The sequence below is a fragment of the Virgibacillus sp. NKC19-3 genome, from assembly GCF_019837165.1.
Classification (GTDB): Bacteria; Bacillota; Bacilli; order Bacillales; family Amphibacillaceae; genus Virgibacillus_L; species Virgibacillus_L saliphilus.
Genome location: NZ_JAGYHC010000001.1, coordinates 1,108,293 through 1,127,792, shown reverse-complemented (window position 1 = coordinate 1,127,792; position 19,500 = coordinate 1,108,293). Strand labels below are relative to the sequence as shown.

Annotated in this window: 16 protein-coding genes and 2 pseudogenes; 2 read left to right on the top strand and 16 right to left on the bottom strand. The window is 35.3% G+C overall.

Annotation, left to right across the window (positions count from 1 at the left end; all coding sequences use genetic code 11):
• Positions 1-130 precede the first annotated feature (130 nt).
• The 5 genes from KFZ56_RS05555 to KFZ56_RS05535 form a co-directional block, all read right to left on the bottom strand.
• A complete protein-coding gene (locus tag KFZ56_RS05555; RefSeq protein ID WP_255584856.1) occupies positions 131-1,054 on the bottom strand; it encodes a sensor histidine kinase in 924 nt (307 codons plus the stop codon).
• 9 nt (positions 1,055-1,063) lie between these two features.
• A complete protein-coding gene (locus tag KFZ56_RS05550; RefSeq protein ID WP_255584855.1) occupies positions 1,064-1,759 on the bottom strand; it encodes a response regulator transcription factor in 696 nt (231 codons plus the stop codon).
• Between the two features lie 77 nt (positions 1,760-1,836).
• The gene (locus KFZ56_RS05545; RefSeq protein WP_222640801.1) at positions 1,837-2,562 is read right to left on the bottom strand and encodes an ABC transporter permease; all 726 of its coding nucleotides are present in this window, start codon (positions 2,560-2,562) and stop codon (positions 1,837-1,839) included.
• A gap of 48 nt (positions 2,563-2,610) precedes the next feature.
• Positions 2,611-3,369: a DUF2705 family protein gene (locus KFZ56_RS05540; RefSeq protein WP_222640800.1), complete on the bottom strand. Its 759-nt coding sequence runs from the start codon at positions 3,367-3,369 to the stop codon at positions 2,611-2,613.
• Complete coding sequence (locus KFZ56_RS05535; protein WP_222640799.1) at positions 3,366-4,283, bottom strand: ABC transporter ATP-binding protein; 918 nt, start codon at positions 4,281-4,283, stop codon at positions 3,366-3,368. The genes KFZ56_RS05540 and KFZ56_RS05535 overlap by 4 nt, the downstream gene beginning before the upstream one ends.
• 176 nt (positions 4,284-4,459) lie before the next feature.
• On the opposite strand from KFZ56_RS05535, the gene KFZ56_RS19485 reads away from it, so the two are divergent.
• The gene (locus tag KFZ56_RS19485; RefSeq protein ID WP_255584854.1) at positions 4,460-4,588 is read left to right on the top strand and encodes a hypothetical protein; all 129 of its coding nucleotides are present in this window, start codon (positions 4,460-4,462) and stop codon (positions 4,586-4,588) included.
• 639 nt (positions 4,589-5,227) lie between these two features.
• Positions 5,228-5,410, top strand: coding sequence for a hypothetical protein (locus KFZ56_RS05530; RefSeq protein ID WP_222640798.1), 183 nt, complete (start codon positions 5,228-5,230; stop codon positions 5,408-5,410).
• A 351-nt stretch (positions 5,411-5,761) separates the two neighbouring features.
• Here KFZ56_RS05530 and KFZ56_RS05525 read toward each other — a convergent pair whose 3' ends face one another.
• From KFZ56_RS05525 to KFZ56_RS05475, 11 genes and pseudogenes are all read right to left on the bottom strand, one after another.
• Positions 5,762-6,697, bottom strand: coding sequence for a YitT family protein (locus KFZ56_RS05525; protein WP_222640796.1), 936 nt, complete (start codon positions 6,695-6,697; stop codon positions 5,762-5,764).
• Between the two features lie 662 nt (positions 6,698-7,359).
• Positions 7,360-8,409: an LCP family protein gene (locus KFZ56_RS05520; RefSeq protein ID WP_222640795.1), complete on the bottom strand. Its 1,050-nt coding sequence runs from the start codon at positions 8,407-8,409 to the stop codon at positions 7,360-7,362.
• Between the two features lie 180 nt (positions 8,410-8,589).
• Positions 8,590-9,495, bottom strand: a complete 906-nt coding sequence (locus tag KFZ56_RS05515) for a polysaccharide deacetylase family protein (protein ID WP_222640793.1) — start codon at positions 9,493-9,495, stop codon at positions 8,590-8,592.
• Between the two features lie 662 nt (positions 9,496-10,157).
• Complete coding sequence (locus tag KFZ56_RS05510; protein ID WP_222640792.1) at positions 10,158-10,742, bottom strand: YjgB family protein; 585 nt, start codon at positions 10,740-10,742, stop codon at positions 10,158-10,160.
• Positions 10,743-10,844: 102 nt separating this feature from the next.
• Positions 10,845-11,135 (bottom strand): hypothetical protein, encoded by a 291-nt coding sequence (locus KFZ56_RS05505; RefSeq protein WP_222640790.1) that lies wholly within the window; start codon positions 11,133-11,135, stop codon positions 10,845-10,847.
• 129 nt (positions 11,136-11,264) lie between these two features.
• The gene (locus tag KFZ56_RS05500; protein WP_222640789.1) at positions 11,265-11,801 is read right to left on the bottom strand and encodes a DUF7010 family protein; all 537 of its coding nucleotides are present in this window, start codon (positions 11,799-11,801) and stop codon (positions 11,265-11,267) included.
• A gap of 457 nt (positions 11,802-12,258) precedes the next feature.
• A pseudogene (locus KFZ56_RS05495) lies at positions 12,259-13,100 on the bottom strand (sialate O-acetylesterase).
• Positions 13,101-13,231: 131 nt separating this feature from the next.
• Positions 13,232-13,450 (bottom strand): annotated as a pseudogene (locus KFZ56_RS05490) (type II toxin-antitoxin system Phd/YefM family antitoxin); the annotation flags it as partial.
• Positions 13,451-13,722: 272 nt separating this feature from the next.
• Positions 13,723-15,819, bottom strand: coding sequence for a hypothetical protein (locus tag KFZ56_RS05485; RefSeq protein ID WP_222640786.1), 2,097 nt, complete (start codon positions 15,817-15,819; stop codon positions 13,723-13,725).
• Between the two features lie 1,119 nt (positions 15,820-16,938).
• Positions 16,939-17,730 carry a DUF6414 family protein gene (locus tag KFZ56_RS05480; protein WP_222640785.1) on the bottom strand — a complete coding sequence of 264 codons (792 nt, stop codon included), beginning with the start codon at positions 17,728-17,730 and terminating at the stop codon, positions 16,939-16,941.
• 640 nt (positions 17,731-18,370) lie between these two features.
• Positions 18,371-18,931, bottom strand: a complete 561-nt coding sequence (locus tag KFZ56_RS05475; RefSeq protein ID WP_222640784.1) for an HD domain-containing protein — start codon at positions 18,929-18,931, stop codon at positions 18,371-18,373.
• Between the last annotated feature and the right edge of the window lie 569 nt (positions 18,932-19,500).

Sequence of the window (19,500 nt, the reverse complement as noted above, 5' to 3'; positions counted from 1 at the left end):
GTTTGTACGATAGGAACTCAATCGTATGTAAAACAATCAAACTCGTCTACGGAACACGTTAAGTTCATGCGCTTAAACCCTTGTTTCATTTAAATACAACAGAACGATCCTAAATGGATTGTATCGGAGTCTATTTTGCTGTAGGCAGTGAAAAAGAAAAGGATGTCTTTTCGAATGGCTTACTTTCAACCTTGATTGTGCCATTATGCTTCTCAACCAGTTTTTTTGTAATGGTCAAACCAAGTCCGTTTCCTTGTAAAATTCTATTACGTGAGCGTTGCCCGGTATATAACCGGTTAAAAATATAAGGTAAATCTTCTTGATCGATCCCTTTACCATGATCCCAAATTTCAATCCAAGTCAGGTTTTTATCTCTTATTACTGAAATACCGAGTACGCCTCCATATTTACCATAATGTAATCCATTAGAAAGCAGATTAGTTAAGATGCGCTCTACGCTCTTTTTATCAGCCCAAACCATTACAGGTGTCTTGGGTAGCTCAAGAACGGGTTTCATATTGGCATTTTTAAAATCGTGATAAAGTCCTGCAATTAATTCCTTAATAACACGAACAACATCTGTTTTTTGCAAATGAAATGAAGAATCATCTGATTCCAACTTGCTCAATTCAAAGAAATCATTTAATAAAGATTGAAGCTTTTGTCCTTTTTGGTGCGTAATTTGTAAAAATGTCTGTCGTTCCTTTTCCGTTAAAGTGGCATCTTCGCGTAAAGCCTGCACATAACCAAGTAAAGAAGTCAATGGGGTTTTGAGATCATGCGACATATTTGATGTCATTTGTCTTCGTGACTTGTCCAAATACCCCATGTGTTCCATATTGGTTTGAAATTTATTAATGAATTGATTACATTCCTTTACCAACTTCACTACAGTACGATACCTAGACTGTATCCGGATGCGTTGATTAAAGTCACCCTTATTCACTTCAATTAAGTCCTCATAAACCCGGTGAACTTGTCGAAGTAAACGTAAGTGCTGGAAGGACAAAGCTACAAGGCAAAATAAAGTGATTAGAAAAAGCCAAAGCATCATTTTGTATCCTCATCCCCAGCTTATAACCAATCCCCCAAACCGTTTGAATATATTTCGGTTTCGAGGGTCTTCTTCTATTTTTTCACGAAGGCGACGAATGTGTACCATGATTTTATTTTCATCTGCACCAAGATAAGGCTCGCCCCATATATGTTCAAATAAATTTTCCTTTGTAAATACTTTCTTAGGGTTAGACATCAACAATTTTAGAATTTGAAGTTCCTTTTCTCTTAACGATTTGACATTGTCTCCGGTTTCGACAACATAGGCATTAAGATCAAGAACGATGTCTCCATGTTTAAGATAATGATCCGTTTGACTAGTTCCAGATGAATTATACTGTGTAAAACGGCGAAGTTGGGCCTTTACCCTTGCGATCACCTCGCTCATATGAAACGATTTCGTTATATAATCATCGGAACCCAAACGTAATCCTATAATTTTATCCTGACTTTCATCCTTGGCAGAAATGATAATCACCGGTATATTCTTTTCAGAACGTATTTTCTGTAGAATTTCAAACCCATCCATACCTGGTAACATCAAATCCAATAATACGAATCCAAAGGAATCAGTAGACAGCTTTTGAAAAGCTTCCTCTCCGGTATAGGCAGGACATACGTGAAACATTTCTTTTCGTAAATATTTACATAACAACTGATTTGTTTCGCGATCATCCTCAACAACAAGTATTTTGGTTGACATGCTCTTCATTCCCTTAATGATGTAGTTTGAACCTATTATACAATATATAATCATGTTTATTTAAGAAAAATCAGTTATTACAGGGTAAACCAGCAGTTCTTTTTAAACATCTTTTTATAAAAAATAAAGCTAAGAGCCAAGGGAACAACAAAAATAATGAAAAGAGAAGTTAACGTTTTAACCAAATCCGCATCCAGTATACCAAGAATATCGTATGTCATCACCGTTGGAATGGACCAAGGGTAATACATTCCCAGGCCAATTGCGGTTACCAAACCACTGGAAAAACCGGCAATCACACCCACTGCAATTCCGCCAATAATACTTCTCCCAATAATGCTTATCATCATGACAATGGGGACTAAAGCCATTTGTGTTCCAGCTGTCACCAAATAAGGGAGAATGTAGTCAAACATCCCTGTTACGGATGAAGCACCAGTAGCTATGCCCACTACCACAGTGAATAGAAAAGAAGATATAACGCCCAACAAAACCAAGGACAATAGAAAGAGGAGCTTGCCTAATAAAATTTTCGCTCTGGAAATCGGATAGGTAAATAACTGGTCAACCACTTGATGACGATATTCATCTGCAACAATAAAACCCGTCACAATTGCAAATAATGGAGCACCAAGTAAGAGATTAAATCTTGTAACCGTACTTTGAAGTAATGATCCCATGGTTACGGCATTTTGCTCTACAATGTAACTTATAAAGGCGTTTACCATAGTACAGGCAAGGATGAAAAGAATAAGTTTGGATCGTTTGATTTTCAGTAATTCAATATATACAGTACGAAGCATGTGATTTCCCCCTGATTTTTTATATCATTGTTTTCAGTACCTTTATTGTTATCCATCATCAACATCGGCTTTCTCATAAAGAACCATGCTTAATAATAGTGCCAACAGGAAGACGACAACTAATATCGTCATAGAAAAAGCAACGTTCACACCACCATAATTACCGTAATCAGTCAATGCAAAAACAATTCGTGACGGCACAGCCCAAGGAAAAAAAGTGGCCCATTGCGATCCCAGCCCTGTACCAGCAATAATAACGCCAAATATAGCTAATATAATGGGCGCTATAATATTTTTGGTTGCGATACTGACCATCATTGTTATGGGCACAAGTAAGAATTGCATCCATATCGATAACCCATAAAGTTGCAGATAAGAAAGTATCAAATCACTGGATAACGAACTACCAATATCGGCCTGTGCCGCAAGTCCGACAACAATTAACGTCAAACACATAGAGAAAACAAATGTCAAAACAATGTATACGAAAATAACCATTAACTTATTTATTAAGAACTGTATCCGTCGTCCAGGCGAAGTAAATAGATAATTAATGGTTTTTAGTTGGTATTCTCTCACAACAATTTCACCTGTTATTAATGCAAAAAGCGGGATACCAATTAATAAATTTAAAAAAATTATATTTCCTTGAAATAATTGGTTTGTATCAAACATATCTCCTGTTGCACGATAATTTAAATAAGCCGGCACAAAGGATAAGATAACAGGCACTATAGAAGCTAAAGGAATTAGAAAAAGCATGCTTGATCTTTTTAATTTTCGTAATTCAGAAACGAAGTTTATCATTCTGCATCACCCTCGGTTAAATGAATAAAGTAATCCTCAAGCGTATCTGTAGAAACATTTATTTTTTTAATCCCGACCTGATTTTCAATAAGTACCTGGCTAATCATTTCAGATTCATTGGTTCGTTCATAAATGCGGATAATATCTTGATCCATGACCTGATATTGTTCAATATATAATTTTTGTTCAAGAAGCATAGAAGCTTTTTGGGCATCACTTACGTCTATTTCAATATAATGCCGATTCTTTTGATTAATTTCTTCTAAGGAAAGCTCTTTAAGGAGTTTTCCTTGATGAATAATACCGACGGTTGTAGCTAGATGCTCAATTTCACTTAATATATGACTTGAAATCAGGACGGTAATCTGGCGAGTTTCCGCCAAATCCAGAATGAGCTGTCGAATTTCCTTAATTCCTCTGGGATCAAGCCCATTTGTAGGCTCGTCCAAAATTAGTAAAGATGGATGATGCAATAAAGCACGAGCGAGCCCTAACCTTTGTTTCATACCTAGCGAATAATTTTTGACTTTCCGCTTCTTCACCTCTAATAATCCAACAAGTTCAAGCGCTTCATCGACGGAGGACTTTTCCTGAACACCCATATATCGACGGTGTATGTCCAAATTTTCCTCCCCGGTTAAATTGGGATATGCACCGGGTGTCTCAATAATTGATCCAATTCTTTCAAAAGGACGTTGGTAATCACCTTTCATATTTTTTTCAAACATTTCTATACTTCCTGATGATGGTTTGATAAGCCCCATTATCATACGGATTGCCGTTGTTTTTCCAGCCCCATTTTTACCCAAAAAACCATAGATTTCTCCTTTACGGATATTTATATTAACGTCCTTAACTGCTGTATTGTGTTTATACTCTTTCGTTAGGTTGTGTGTTTTGAGTACATATTCCATGTGTCTTCACTCCTTTGATTCAGTATAATTCAATCATAAACAGGAAATCTTTCTCATCACTAACATCAATCTTAACTATTTCTTACATGTGACATTAAATATTTGATTAAGGGATCATTGTAGGAACAAAGGCGCAGGGCGCCCGGTTAGCAACGTACAAACTGGAACACTTCGCAGTGAAATTAGATGAACTTGACTTATCACCAGTAGTGGTGAAAGCCAAAGTGAATCTTATGCTTGGAAAGCGAAAAGGAAACACGGCGAGGTACGAGCCGATGTTGACTTATCGTAATGGAGAAGTGTGAAGTTTGCTAGTTGCTGGGCGCTGGAGCCGGATGTGGCTACTTTTGGAAATCAAATTATCCACAAGCAAATAATTTTATAATTTCCTAGGTAGTCAAAAAAGAAACGAGTCTACCTATCCGACTCGTTTCTTTTCATTCTATGAGGGCATTTACAAATTTTAAAAACTCAATCGAATTCTTTTCTTCTAAAGTGAAACAACCCCAGCGTTGTAAAAAAGATAAGTAATACACTAAATATAAGGAGCAATTGTTCAGATGGAGGTTGGAACGCTTCATAATCCGGAGACATCATCATGGATGGTTGAGCCCATGGATAGTAAAAGCCATATGGCGTCTGACTAACCATTAAGACCGGAATTGTCAACGCAATATTTACCGTAAGTGGGAGCGCGAAGCTTCTCCAGTTAAAGGCTAACCATAGCTGTAAGGAAGCTAGTGATAGAGAAGCCAGCCAGCGGGGGGGTTTTCCTTTTCACCCCCGACTAAATGGTAGTTGAACCAACCGAGGCGTTACGGATGAAAATAACTGTATCGTTACCTCTCCAAAACGCATAGATGACAATTCACAAATATCGGTTTACTAAAAATAGGTAGTTTTGTTATAATTTGGCCTATCTTATTTTTTAGGAGGTGTTTTTTGTGAAAAAGATTAGAAATATTGTGATGATAGGTGCTTTGGTTGTCGCATTCAGTAGTTTTGGAGTTCTCGCTGAATCAAATGATGTTCAAGCTCAACAGCTGCATAATGATACACCCGCATCATGGTCTGGTATGATGGTAGACAAGCTTGGTCTATTTGACAACTACACAGGGCCTTTATAATTAAAGTTAAATCATCAAAACAATCAACGTGGCACATTAGCAATATAATGACTGCTACGTTGATTTTTAATATTACAACCATTATGATTAAAATTGTTCAACATTCTTCGTTTCAGAAATACGCGCTATTCGATTAGCGCCCGTTCGGCAATACAAAAAAGTAGGATTGCCTCAATTTTGAGATAAATGCAGAAATGACAATTCCAATTATGCTGATAGCCAATAAATTTTCCTTTTGATTGGGATTATTGTTCCTTATCCTATTTACTGGTAATTTTTTAGAGAAAAAGATTAACATCTCTACATAAAAAAGCCTTTTTCTTGAAATACAGAAAAGATTTTTTCATATAGCTATTCTTTTTCGTTAACAGATGTATTATCAGGGGAGGTAAAACTTTCTTCATCTGCCTGCTTCTTATAATAGCGACGTTCCAGTATCTTGCTTCTGAATGTTTTCTGCCCTGGGTGATGAGCTTCTGCAAAACTGCCGCCGGTCACATCTTTTACGGTGTGCACAACCGTGAATGCATTTTCGTCAATACTGCTGATCAGCTTTTTCAAATAGAATAACCGTTGTTTCGGGATGGCGACATAAATAAGGTTTTCCTCGACGCCATCTGCATTTTTCTCTGCTTTTAATACAGTCGTATGCGTACCCAAACTGGTTTGCAGTACATTTTCCACTTCTTTTGTTTTACTGGAAAAAATGTGCACAACTCTTTTTGCTTCAAAACCTTCTAATATATAATCCGTTACCCTTTTTCCGATAAATAAAGCGAGTACGGTGTACATCGTATATACCGGACCAATTATAAAAATACCAGCAACAACAGCAGACGCATCCAAAACAAAATTGGTCCCTGTCAATTCCCAGCCAAATTTATAGTTTAACATGCGAGCAATCGTCGATGTTCCTCCAGTCGTGCTTCCCGAACGGAAAATAAGTCCAAAACCGACACCTGTAAACACGCCTGTAAAGATTGCTGCCAAAAGGGGATCTGATATTCCTGTAGCCAAGTCTTCGAGGATGTAAATAAATAATGAAAATAGTGGGATCGTCACAAACGATTTGATAATCATGTCTACTGGTAAATAACGAAAGCCGATTAGAAGAATAGCTGCATTCAAAATAAACGTAGTCATAGCAGGCGATATATCTGTTTCATGGTAAATAAGTAGAGCTAATCCGGGCACGCCTCCTTCTGCTAAAGAATTAGGCATCGCAAAGACTGCTACGGAGGTAGCAAAGAAAAATGTACCAGCAACTAAAAATACATAGTTTTTCATCATATATTCCTCCCATTTGGTTGTGTGAAGTTAAATTTGAACTGTTATTCTATTTCTTCCTCTAAAAACAGTATAATGTCCTAAAAGATATACCTCATTCAATAAAGTGAATATTCCAGGAAAAACGAAATACCCACCCAAAAAAACTTTCCCTAAATGAATTAGGAAAAGATTTTTTAAAAACAAAGGTGTGCAACGCTTACTCAATTATAAACATACTACTTGCTGTTTTGCGTTTTAACGGAGGCTAATCTAAATTGTACTAGTTATTTTTATCGTACTCAACTCTTATTTTCAACAGCTAAATTAAGGTCAGATTCTAATTTAACTTTAAAGATGTAGCACCTCACCAATATATCTCATTTTTGGTCAACAATCGTAATCATTGATTGAACAAGTAGTGTTCAAATTGCACTACTTATTCTTGTTCGTCTAGATAGCCTTTAATCATTCCAGCTATGTAAGTTAATCTTTCTCTGTATATATCCTTCTATCATCTGGAAGATCCTCATCCACCACTTCTGCGTTAAATACATCATGACAGAACGTTTATCTATCCTGAAAAAAACCGTTAGCTAACGGGTAGATAGCTAACGAATTCACTTATACCTATTCTTTTAAGACACCCACAAGTTTTTTACATTTCCCATTTTAACATCGATTTATTCCGATTCATTTCCAGGTTCACCTGATGTTGTGGATATTTCATCCGATTCGGAAACAGTATTTGTATCTGCAATATCCAGGTGACGTTTTAACTCTGATTGTGTCTCACTAAGTGCATAATCGTCCAGTAGCCAGTAATAGGCATTTCCAGGCTGATAGTCGCTACCTTCCAGCGTTATTGTTTCAAAGTCCAGATTTGTTCCACTTGTTCCATAAGATATAAAGCTTCGCATCTCCGGAAATGTCATATTCGTTGTCATGTTACTTCCAACAGCCTCAATCACATCATCGTATTTCAGCACAGAATCCAAGGATATGGCTTTGTCAACGACAGCCTTAATGATGTCTTGTTGTCTTTTTCCACGTTCAATATCATTGTCCTGTTTTCTAGTACGTGCCAAGGCAAGAGCTTCTTCCCCGTCTAATTCCTGATCTCCGGGGAGAAGATGAATGGCTCCTGCTTCATCTTTTGAATTTTGTTCCTGTAATTCATAGGGCACTTCCGTATTTATACCGTCAATCGCATCAACAACATCGACAAATGCTTCAAAATTCAATTTCGTATAGTAATCGATTGGAATATCTAATAGATTTTCAACCGTGTCAATGGTTGCGGATGTTCCACCATGTGCGTGCGCATGGGCGATTTTGGTTTCATAGCCAACTTCTGAAATGTATACATATGTATCACGCGGAATGCTTACTAATTTTACACTATTATCCTTTTTGTTTAATGTGGCGACCATAAGCGCATCCGTGCGTGCACTTTCTGCATTTTCCCGAACATCACTTGAATCCACTCCCATAATGAGAACAGAAACATTATCTTCTGTCGGGTCAACTGCACTTTCCCGCAGATCGGACTTTTCTCTTTCATCTTCTTCATAGGAATCGGATAAAACGGTGTCTGCTTTAATGTATAAATAAGTTCCATAGCCAACTGCAGCAAGTAAGGCTACTAATATAGGGAAAATAATATAGGCTCTTTTTTTAAATTTGCACTTTTTACGCTTCACTGTACGTGTTTGTGTATTATTTTTAGACATGTTAATCCTCCCTTGATTCGTAATAGGATGAATGTATGTAAATTAGGAAGAAAAAATAGTTAATGTTAGCCTATTTTCTGCGTTTATAAAAAATGCATGATTCGACGGATGTTGAAAACGAAAAAAGTGATCTTCGTCCATTATTAGTTCTTATGGCCAATAAAATACCAAACTATTATTTTACTTAATGGAATAACAGCGACCTTCACATGGAAATGTAATTGGTGACATATCATTGGTCAATACGTTTGTTTGGTAACCTTCCCCTTTAATATACTCCAATAATTCAGGTAAGTGATCTATAGTCTCCTCTTTGTCATGTAGAAGGATTACAGGTGTTTCACCTGCTTTTTCCATTTGATCAATCTCCTGAATCGTTTGTTGAACGTACTGTCCTTCTTCTAACTCCCAATCTTGACTATCTACGTTCCAATCCCAAATATTGAAACCCTCTTGATCCAACAAATAACGCATTTTTACTGTTAAATATGGTACACTACCGTATGGAAGTCGGATAATATCCGAAGTAACTCCCGTTATCTCCTTCAATATTTCCTGCGTCTCAAGCATTTCCTCTACAGGGGCAGATGGACCACTATAAATTTGACTTACTTCATGTGTAATTCCATGTAATGCAAGACCAAAATTCTCATCTTCCATGCGTTTTACCACTTCTGGGTTTTCTTCCATTTTTGGACCAAGCATGAAAAAAGTGGCTTTCATTTGATAATCATTTAAGGTGTCCAACAATTGATTTGAAACATCCGTCGGTCCATCGTCAAATGTTAAATAAATTGCTTTCTCCTGTTGATCTGCTTCATTTTGTTTGGCAAAATCTTTTTTTCTAGCCTCTTCTTTTTCTTCCCATTCATTTTCAATTGTAGATTGATCTTTGATGGCATCACCGGATCCTGCCACTAACTTATTATAGGGTAATTCTTCCAAGGGAGTGGTCTGCGCAGAAATACTATTTTCTACAGGTACACTTTTTTTACCTCCACCAATCGCCATATACACGAAAAAGAATGACATAGCTAATAGAATAATTACCGCTATTTTCCCCCTTTTATTTAACCGTTTATGCATGTTATCCCTACTTTATTTACTATAATAATAGATTTGTAGACAGCATATCCTGACAAATTTCGCATAAAAAACCAAAAGAATATACTTATGTAGCCATGGGCTAGTTCGTATTCCCCATTTTCGTATACATTGTATGTACCCAAAGAACCTGATGCACTATCTTCTTCAGATTCTCCTTCAGAACATCCCATTCATCGATTTCATTTGATTCGACAGAAAACGCTTTATTCATACCGGAAGAGCTTTCATCATTCGACTGTTATAAACGCTTACAAATAAGAATAATTGGTGACTCCTAAAGGATAAAACAAGTCCTTTTTCCAATAATGATTTTCCTCACCATAAAACCTTTACAAAATCTTTACAAACAATACCATAGAAAATAGTAAAAGGCAATCAAATATAGAGTTAAAGCTTATTATTAAGAAAAGAGATAATTATTAAATTTATTATGATAATAGTTTTGATTTCTTGTTCATTTCATTAGCATCCTGGTCTTCGTTTGTTTAATAAAATTTTATCATAGTACAGCCATTATGATTGAAATTGTTCAACATTCTTCGTTTCAGAAATACGCACTATTCGATTAGTACCCGTTCGCACAATACAAAAAAGTAGGGCTGCCTCAAATTTGAGACAACCCTACCCTACTACATAAGCAGCTATTTCGCTTCTTTTAAATTCACATGATCAACTGTATCATCACTGCCAACAATAAAGTGAAGCTCATAGTTATCCGTGTTATAAACATAGTCTGTTTCATTGGTTTGAGGAACATGAAGAATCTCATCGGCGCTACCAAGTTGTTCATCTAATACGGCAGGCGTGATTCCTCCAAGGTTTGTTTGTCTTTCAACACCTGTTCCAAAGTAGCGTATTTCAGCTATGCTATTATCTTCGTTATAAGCAAATCCATATCCAGGGTTTCCCATATTCCATCCGTATAAATCAAATTGACCGTCTTCTTGTTGCGGACTGCCCAGTCTATGATAAACATCCTCTTTGTCGTCCTCATTAATGTTAAGGTCGTGAACATTGCCTGGCATTTCGCCGATATAAGCCTTATCGTATATGTTATTTAAAGTTTCAGCTGCCTCTTGGTTCGTAATCGAAGAATGGATACCAGAGACCGATGTCTCCGGAATATCGGCATCCGGACCAGCAGCAGAAGCGGGCGATAAACCGGCTCCGATTACCGTGAGACCGAAAGCAGTTGCAGCTACTAATAAGCCTTTTTTGATATTCATGATCAATCTCTCCTTTCATGATTACCAATTATTTTCCCTTGCACTTATTATTTAAACATCGGAAGTAACTGAATTGCTAAGGGACGCGAGCAACTTGCTTATCTATGCAAAATTTGCACCAAACCATGCAAAGAAACCAATAACAGCGACATTAAATATAGTTAAAAGTAGAGCTATAACAGGAATTAATTTTCTCTCCTTTTTCGAACTAAACGCTACTACCGCCATAATGAGAGATACAGGTAGCCCTACAAGTATGAAACTAGCCACCATATCATAAACCGTTTTATTTGCTACTTGTGAGATTGGATCAAGCAAAAACATAGATAATGTGACTACTATACTTGAAATCAAGAAAATATAGCTTTTCCAAGAAAAAACTTTCTTTCTCAATTAGATCGCCTCCTCTTTTAGATGTTCCAAAGAACTACTATTCATTTAAACTTTAATTACAGCTACAAATTGTACCCAACTTTTACGACTTAAAAAACAAAATATGTAATTAACGGAAGATTGAACTTCTCATTTCTTTTTGTAATCTATGATTAGTAGAAAAATCAACAGTAAGAAAAGGATAACAACCGAAAGTGATACGGCCCATAAATCTTTTCCATCTAAATAGAGTCCTAACATCATAATAACAACGGCAATAACTGGTGCCATAATATAAAAAGGTTTCGCATTATATAACCAACCATATGGAAAAAAGTGTGCACCAGTTATAATGGCAAAAAATATAATCGCATCCTCTGGGTTAGTTATCATTCCAAAAAATAGGATAGGAAAATAGATAAGTTGAGCAAAGTTAAAAATTAAACCCAGATTGCCAATTGGATTATTTTTCAACTGCCAGTCTGCTTTAATCATCGTAGACATCCCAATAGATAAAGGAAACATGATTCCTGTGGAAATCAGCATATATATGTTTTTTTGCTGTATATCAACGGGTAGTAAAAAGATGATGGTAATAATCGACCAAATAACAATAGCTGCTAATAAAAATCCTATCCCATTTTTCGCTTTAATTGATGATTCATTTCTAATCTCGTTCAATTCCAAAACATTTCCCCCTATATTTTTTCATTTATTTACACAAATATGATTGTATCATTTTTAACCCTCTTGTATAGAACCTAATAAAATTGAAAAACATGTGAATTAGCATTATAGAAGGATAGGAACTAAATAATTATAGAGGAAAATAACTACCTTTTATTTATCTATGTATATTCAAGTACAAAAGTTGCCCTCCCATTGAATTTATCGTTATTCACATACTTCTATTTACCTTGATATTCTTTAGGTGTTTGCCTGTATATAAATGGGGGAAAGTTCATCTACGTTTTTAACAGATGTTTTCTTTTCAAATCAAGTTGTAGTCTTATTACCACTTAATTGTAGTCGGACTATCCATAACCCTTGCTATAACTACTTTTAGACAATTTGCTTTTCCTTTTGGCAGGATTTTCGTAGAGAACCAATTAATCTCTACTCCTTAATTGGGATTAATATTGCTTTACTTGCTTTCATTAATATTGGAAACATGCATAGATAACTCCTCAAAACTCAATTGTCCTAAGGCAAACTTCATACTTTGAACAAATATACGTTCATTTTTAGTTAGTTGACGTTTTTCTTCCCTTTCAATCCATTTATGCTCTATGTCCAAAACGTCTAAAACATGCTTTTGTTTTGAAAAAGCTTCATAGTATCTTAATTCAAATTTTCTTTGGGAGATAGCATCAATATGAATGCCATTTGCTGTTAACCCTTTTGATGTTACAAAATAGCAATTTTTTCGGTATGAGCAACTTTATATAATATCTGGTTTATTTGTTTATATTCTACTGCACTTTTTCCAAATCTGGTCTCACCAAGGTAATGTCCCAGTTCACCAATAATAATTGATATATCTGGTGTATTCAATTCTTCTCTCAAGTGTTTGAATAGTGAAAGCAACTTATCTTCATACGACTTATAACGTTCTCCATGACTGTCATTTTCACCTTGATGCCACAGAATTCCCACTATTTCACTGGTTTCCATAGCAAATTTTGCTTCAGAAATCGCATGTCTGGTTAACAGGCCGTCAATTGTCCACTCATCAATAGAGCTTACTCCTTCAGCGCATGGTATTAACCCAATGGACTCCCTCGGATGACCCTCCATCCAAGCCTGAGCAAAAGAGGTTGCCGGTCCGATTCCAGATATGTTGCGATCAAAATGAAGCGGTTCTGCCATCATTTTCCATCTGCCGTTTCGTAACATATTAATATGCTCATTATAAATCGGCGGTACATCCTCAATAAATCCTCTGCCTGCCATATTTGATTGTCCGATTAATAATATAGACTGCATAGAAAAACCTTCTTTCTTTATTTACATTGGTCTAATTAGATTAAACAGGGTGAACAGCATTGATTAATTAGACTCTTTTAGTTTATCAAATTTTTATGAAGATTTGCCCGCTTTAGTTTGGGCAAAACTTTTTATTTTGATAGCGGAACCCAATCAATATCACTCAAATCCTCTGTCTCTTCATTTTCAAAGTGTTTCATTCGATCAAGAACCCCAGTGCTTTGTAAATAAAGCGTTTCCTGTATGGCATCCCAATCTCTTTTACTAACAAGAACAGCGCCATCATCATTTTTTGTGTTAGTTATTTCAATCGGTGTATTATCCTCATTAACTTGTTTAATCAATTGGTAAAGGTTTTTCTTGCATTTGTTGGGTTAAAACTTAACACGACAATCCCTCCCTTTCTTTCATAATTGATTACACTTTATATTTAGCGACTTAGAAATATTTTATCAGCCGAAACCTACTATGCATCTGTATGCGAAAACATTACAATGATTATATTCAAATCTCTTGTTGTCTAAATGAGTACTATTAATAATGAAATCAGATTAATCAACACAGGGGATATCTTCCACTTTATAATTTTACCAAAATTTTAACAATATAAGTGAAAATATCCTTAGTCTCGTAATGCAACATCGATTGTCGAAGCTAAAGCACGTAATCGATTGGCCGTTTTCTTTGCATTACCTAACACATAAGTTGTATTTTCAGGTGTATGAATTTGATTAGTTGAATATATAGCACCAATTTCTGGTTTAGAAAGGGTTTCAACCAATTCAAGAAGCTCCTCCAATGACGGAGCCACACTTGTTGTACGAGACATAAAAAATATGTCGCGTGCCGAAAGTCCTCCAAGTATCTCTTGTTCCTGATTGAGCCGTGAAATTATTATAGATATAATTTCAAATTTCCTTTGTTTTGTAATGATAAGTTCATCAAGTTTCGAAAGACCTTTCGGAACTTGAAATATGAGCCCGACTTCTTGTGGGCTTAATCCGATTGTATCTGAAGCAAGCGCAATTTCGGATAGTTGATTATTTGTAACTAAAACATAGTCCTTTTTACGAGCGAGACTTCTTATTGTATCACCACTAAATCCCGGACCTATAATTGCGACATAGTCAGCATCATTTAAATCTTTATGAGTTTCAATTGCTACATCGCTAATATCACTGTGTGACACTTTTCCGCTCGACTTTGACTTTCCATCGACAATCGCCGTAATATTATTTCCGTCTTCATCCTGCCATCGTACCACAACATCTGTATCTCCAGCTCCTCCAATTCTTTCTGACTTAAGCCCCATGAAACAAAAAATTTCTGCAATTGATTCTTCAAAAGCAGCACCTGGTTGCTTCCCTTCAGCAATTGGGTCTCGAGAAGAATTAGCTAATCGCTCAATAATCTGATTAAGTTCTTTTCTTGATGAAATATTCTCATTATTTTCTTTCTGAAATTTAGTCGATTCTTCCGTTTCTATTGGTTTTCTTGCTAGCGGTAAATTGGAAACGAAACGAAGACCAGTAGGTGTTGCTTTTAAGTGGAGATATTGAGGCTCATCTAAAAGTCCTGCCTCTAATAGAAATCCAATAATCCACCTCGTCTTCTCTTTGTTTAGTCCATACAACGTGGCTTGTGAATAAATATCATTTCGTACTGTATCTTTTTCTGCAGCTAAAATTATTTCACCAACAAATTGCATGTGTGCATGTAGAATGCGGATGAAATCTAAATCATTGCCTGTTTCAATCCATGCTTTTGCTGCAGAAGTTGCAGAGTATACATTTCGACGAACTTCCTTTAAAAGTCCAGAAGCTTTTAAAAATGGCAACATTGACTCCACACTACTTGTCTTAAGACTAAATTTTTCCTCTATGAACTGGAAAAATTCACTTTTATTAATTCGCTCTAATCCTGCTTGAATAATGATTCGAAGATTGTCAATTCTATTGGGACTCGGGGCCCAAATATTATATGTTTTACGTTTACGATGCATTTCTGGTGAATTTCTTAAATTTTGAAGAAGTATAGCAATTTCTTTAGACGTTTCATTAATTTCTATATCCTTGGAATTAGAATCAACAGTTTCAAGAGCATTTGGTGTGACAATACACCAATCCTCCAATAAAGTTCTTCCAGAAGTAGTTATGGCCCATCTATTACTACCGACATCTTCTATTAAACCAAGAATTTCTAACCAATCCATTCTTTTCCTAGTATTTGCTAGGTTTCTCCAATTTAAGCCATAAGTTTTACAAACCATCTCATTTACATTCGCAACTGTTGAAGGATTTGAAGATAACAATTTAAGTACCTCACCAAATAATCGAAGTTTGTCTTGAATAAGTTCAGCAAGGTGAATCTTTGTAGGATTTTTATGAAATTTTAATCCAGTTTCTGATAAATACAGACTTCCTGATTGATTGTTTACTAATCCTAAGCCTTTCAAAAAAGAGGCATATATTCGCCATGACTGAGGGTTGGAGACTCCATGTATATTAGGAGGATGTACATCTAACTCAGCTTGCCCCGATTCAACTAACTTAACAAGATTTACAACCAATGAAAACCAAGTATGTTTTCCTCCTCTTAAATCAGGGATTGTCCAACTTTTTCTGCGCCATTCCATTCTTTGCCTTTGAATTTCTTCAGCATTATTAATTTCAACTTCCAAAGCATTTTCTATTTTAACATTATATTCCTCCCTTAACAAATTAGATTACCCTTGAAATTCCATCTTCTTATTCCCCAATAATTCTTAAATGCTTAAAGTAATGTATATCCTTCCATTAAATGGGCCCCACATGTGATGCTCTTTGAATCTCTCCTTTACATGGCGGTGGATCCTCTAACGTTTTTCAGCGTATAAGCGCGTAAATTCCTATGTTCCACCTAACTATGATGAAGACTGGAAATCCTTTTTTACAAGAAATACTTTGTATTAAAGTATATATGAGAAATACTGCCTGTACCAATAGATAATTCTGATTAATAGAATAAAATTACAAATCTTTGTTATTTTTAAATCAAGAGTAAAAAAGGGATACTGCTTTTACATAATATCTCTCACTCCCCCGATACTTTATTTGACGCTTATGCCATTTTCAATAGATTGCCTCAAAACCATAAATGCTTCTTGTGGAAGGAAATTCAAGTCATATTTTAAGCGAGCTGAAAAAAGTGACTAATACACTGTTGATTTTAAATAAAGGACAAGTTATTTCAAGAACGACTAAGGATGAAATTGAGGAATATAATGATTTAAAAACTCTCATTTTACATATTCGCTTGAATTATAATACGACTCAAAAAATCACTTAAGTGAACGCCATGTAAAAACAATATGTAACAACTTGACACCAATAGTGTCACGCTGTTTTATTTCCCATTGATAACTTTCTTCATTACAAAACATCTATACCAATCTAATTTTGCAAAAGGGCAGATATTTAAACTGGTTGACTAGTTGGACGAACAATCATGTCACTATCAGACATATGGTCAGATGTATCAATAGCATACACTACTGCTGATGCAGTATCCCCAAAAGTTAATCCGGTTTCTAATTGATCTTGATGGAGCGCTTCTGAAACATCTTTATCATTAATTGTTTTATATAGCCATTAATAATTCCTCCATATATGTTTACATTTACATTAATCTGCCCCTTATATTCAAATTAGGCGCCAATAGTTTTCCCTTTTGCCAATCTGCAGTATAATCCCTCACTTAATCTGAAAAGGATAAGTTCTGTTTTAAGATAACTTCAAGAACCAAGACGTGCTAATTGAATCAGCAACGGGGAAAAATAAGCATGGTAAACCAGTTATTATTATCTATATATAGCAATTGGCAATACAACAGCTGCGGGTCCTACAATAGTTTCTTTAAATTCTTTTGGCAAAGTATTACCTTTCTTTCTTCTTTCAGCCCGGTTAGTCGTTTTTCTTTCTAATTCCTTTATATCAAAAAGCTCGTACGCTTCACCTGAGATGATTTTTTTTTCTATTTTGCATAGTATTTTATAGTCATTTCCAGTAATATCACTTTGCTCTTTGACCAAAAATTTACTGTTTAAGTATGCAATAAATTTATACTTTGCATCCGAGGTTTCAATTTTTACGGGAATACCGTTGATTTCTTGTAACTCTTTAATTTTTGATATTTGATTTGTTACTTCGTCTGCTTCTTTCTTATCGATGAATCCTAAATCACTTCCAAATCCTCCGATAATATTAATCTGTTGCTCTAAGTCATAAACTTGAGTAAAATATAAACTTCCTCTGACTTCTATAAACTCACCTTCTTCAACTATCATATTCCACAAATAATCATCAAAGGAATCAATTTGTTCTAGCCCAAGTTCTTTTAAGGAATCAAATAGCTTTTTATATCTTATTTCACTGTTAACGACGCCTTTTCTAGAAGTCTTTTTGCCTGTTTTGGAGTCCCTTCCTAAATCAACTCCTGCAACGCCAAAACCTACATTACCTTTTCCTTTATTTGTTTCTTCTTCTTTTTCAACTTCTGAGTATTCATTTTCGATAAAACCAGAAATATGACCTGACAGATTATCTACGTAATCACTATCTAAATAATAAAAATCTCTAAAGTCTAATTTCATAAACACTCACCCAACCTTATATATTAATTTAAAACAGATAAACAATTTTAAATATGTTTTCTCTTATAGACGCATCAAATTACTTATTTTGGGTAATCCTTACCGAGCAGAAAATTGTTTCTGTTTTTTAGATAATGTGTAAAAATTTATCCGCAATTTGGCTCCAAGTTCAGAAGTAATCATTGTTCTAAAAGTACACCTGATCGCTTCATAAGTCTTAGAGCTAGCTATATTCTGTCTTTATAGTTACCTGTTCATCTAATTTATAATCAGATTCCCCAATATCAACTTTTTTTCCATTATGATTTATTTTATATTTACCACCTTTTAGACTAACACTAAAATTGAGTTTTTGGTTATTCTTTAAATCACCAGTTAATGGGAAGCATCCAAGCAATTAATCCAAGCACGAGACTGTCAACATTAAGCCAACCGATCATGTCTAAACTATTTCTGTATTTTCTATTTTTTGTTTCTTCATTCTTGTTCAACCATTAATATCAATTAATTCAATCTACTCAATCCCCCTTATTCTATAAAAAATGGCACTTACCTTATTTGCGATAAGTGTCCGGAAGACCACTTCACATAAAATCCTGCAGTATTAACCCCCTTTCGTTTTATTTGAAATGAGAATGCGTTATTTGTCTAATTCGTTTCTTGTCTCCCTATCCAATTCCGCTCTTAAGCTTTTTAAAAAAGCACCTTCTTCAAAATATTTCAGGCCATATGTGAGATTAAATTCATAGTTAAAGTCAGAAGGATTTTGACCCTGATTATGCTGTATGATGGTTTCAGCCTTATCAAGTGCTTTCACGAAAACCGCTTCTTTCGTTACACCCTCCTCATATTCCTCCCAAACATCAATGATTTGCTTACCTGCTTCAGATGGCAGATAAGATGCTAACTTTTCAATTGCCACCTTTTCTTCTCTTGTTTTCTTTTGTTTATCTGATAATAATACTGCTGATTGATCTCCACTGTAACGTTCACCGAGATCATGAATTAAACTTATAAACAGGACTTTTTCGTAATCTAATTCTGGAAAATGCTTAGCGGTGATGGATACAAAAAGTGCTAATCTCCATGAATGTTCAGCTGTACTTTCTTGACGACCCGATTGCATCCAAGAAGTCCTTGTGACAGACTTCAATCCTTCAACTTCGTTCATAAAATTAAGATATTTTCTAATTTCTATCATTATTTTTCTCCTGTTTAAAAGTTGTAAAATAAATTGTTACATATTGAGCCAGATCCTTTATACTCCTGTACTGTTTTAAAGAAGGTTTCCCTGTTTCATTAAATGACCTGGTTGTGTAATAAAAAGGTGTTAGAATCTTCCAATACGATTCTAACATAAAAAATTAATTCCACGTGATAACCATGTATATCCGTATATCCAAAAAAGTTCCCTACCAAATTTTATTTTTGGCAGGGAACTATATTATTCCTAAGTAATTTTTCCTTACTCGACTTGATTTACCCCCTTATATATGAGGTCTTTCTTTTTCAGCTGTTGATCTTGATTAACAGGTTTTGTTTTGTTTGACACGTTTTAATGGTTGGGACTTCTAATGAGGAGGATTTTTTCGGACAATGATGTGCCGTTAGATCATGGGAGTGGGGTATCGGTATCGACTGCTGTGTTAAAGCATCAACCGATGGTGGAAAAGTATGCAAACAAATATGGTGTATTTTCCCGTGTTTAGCTCTTGAATCGCACGTTACGTGATGTATTATAATAGAAAAAAATCGAAGAAAGGACGATCA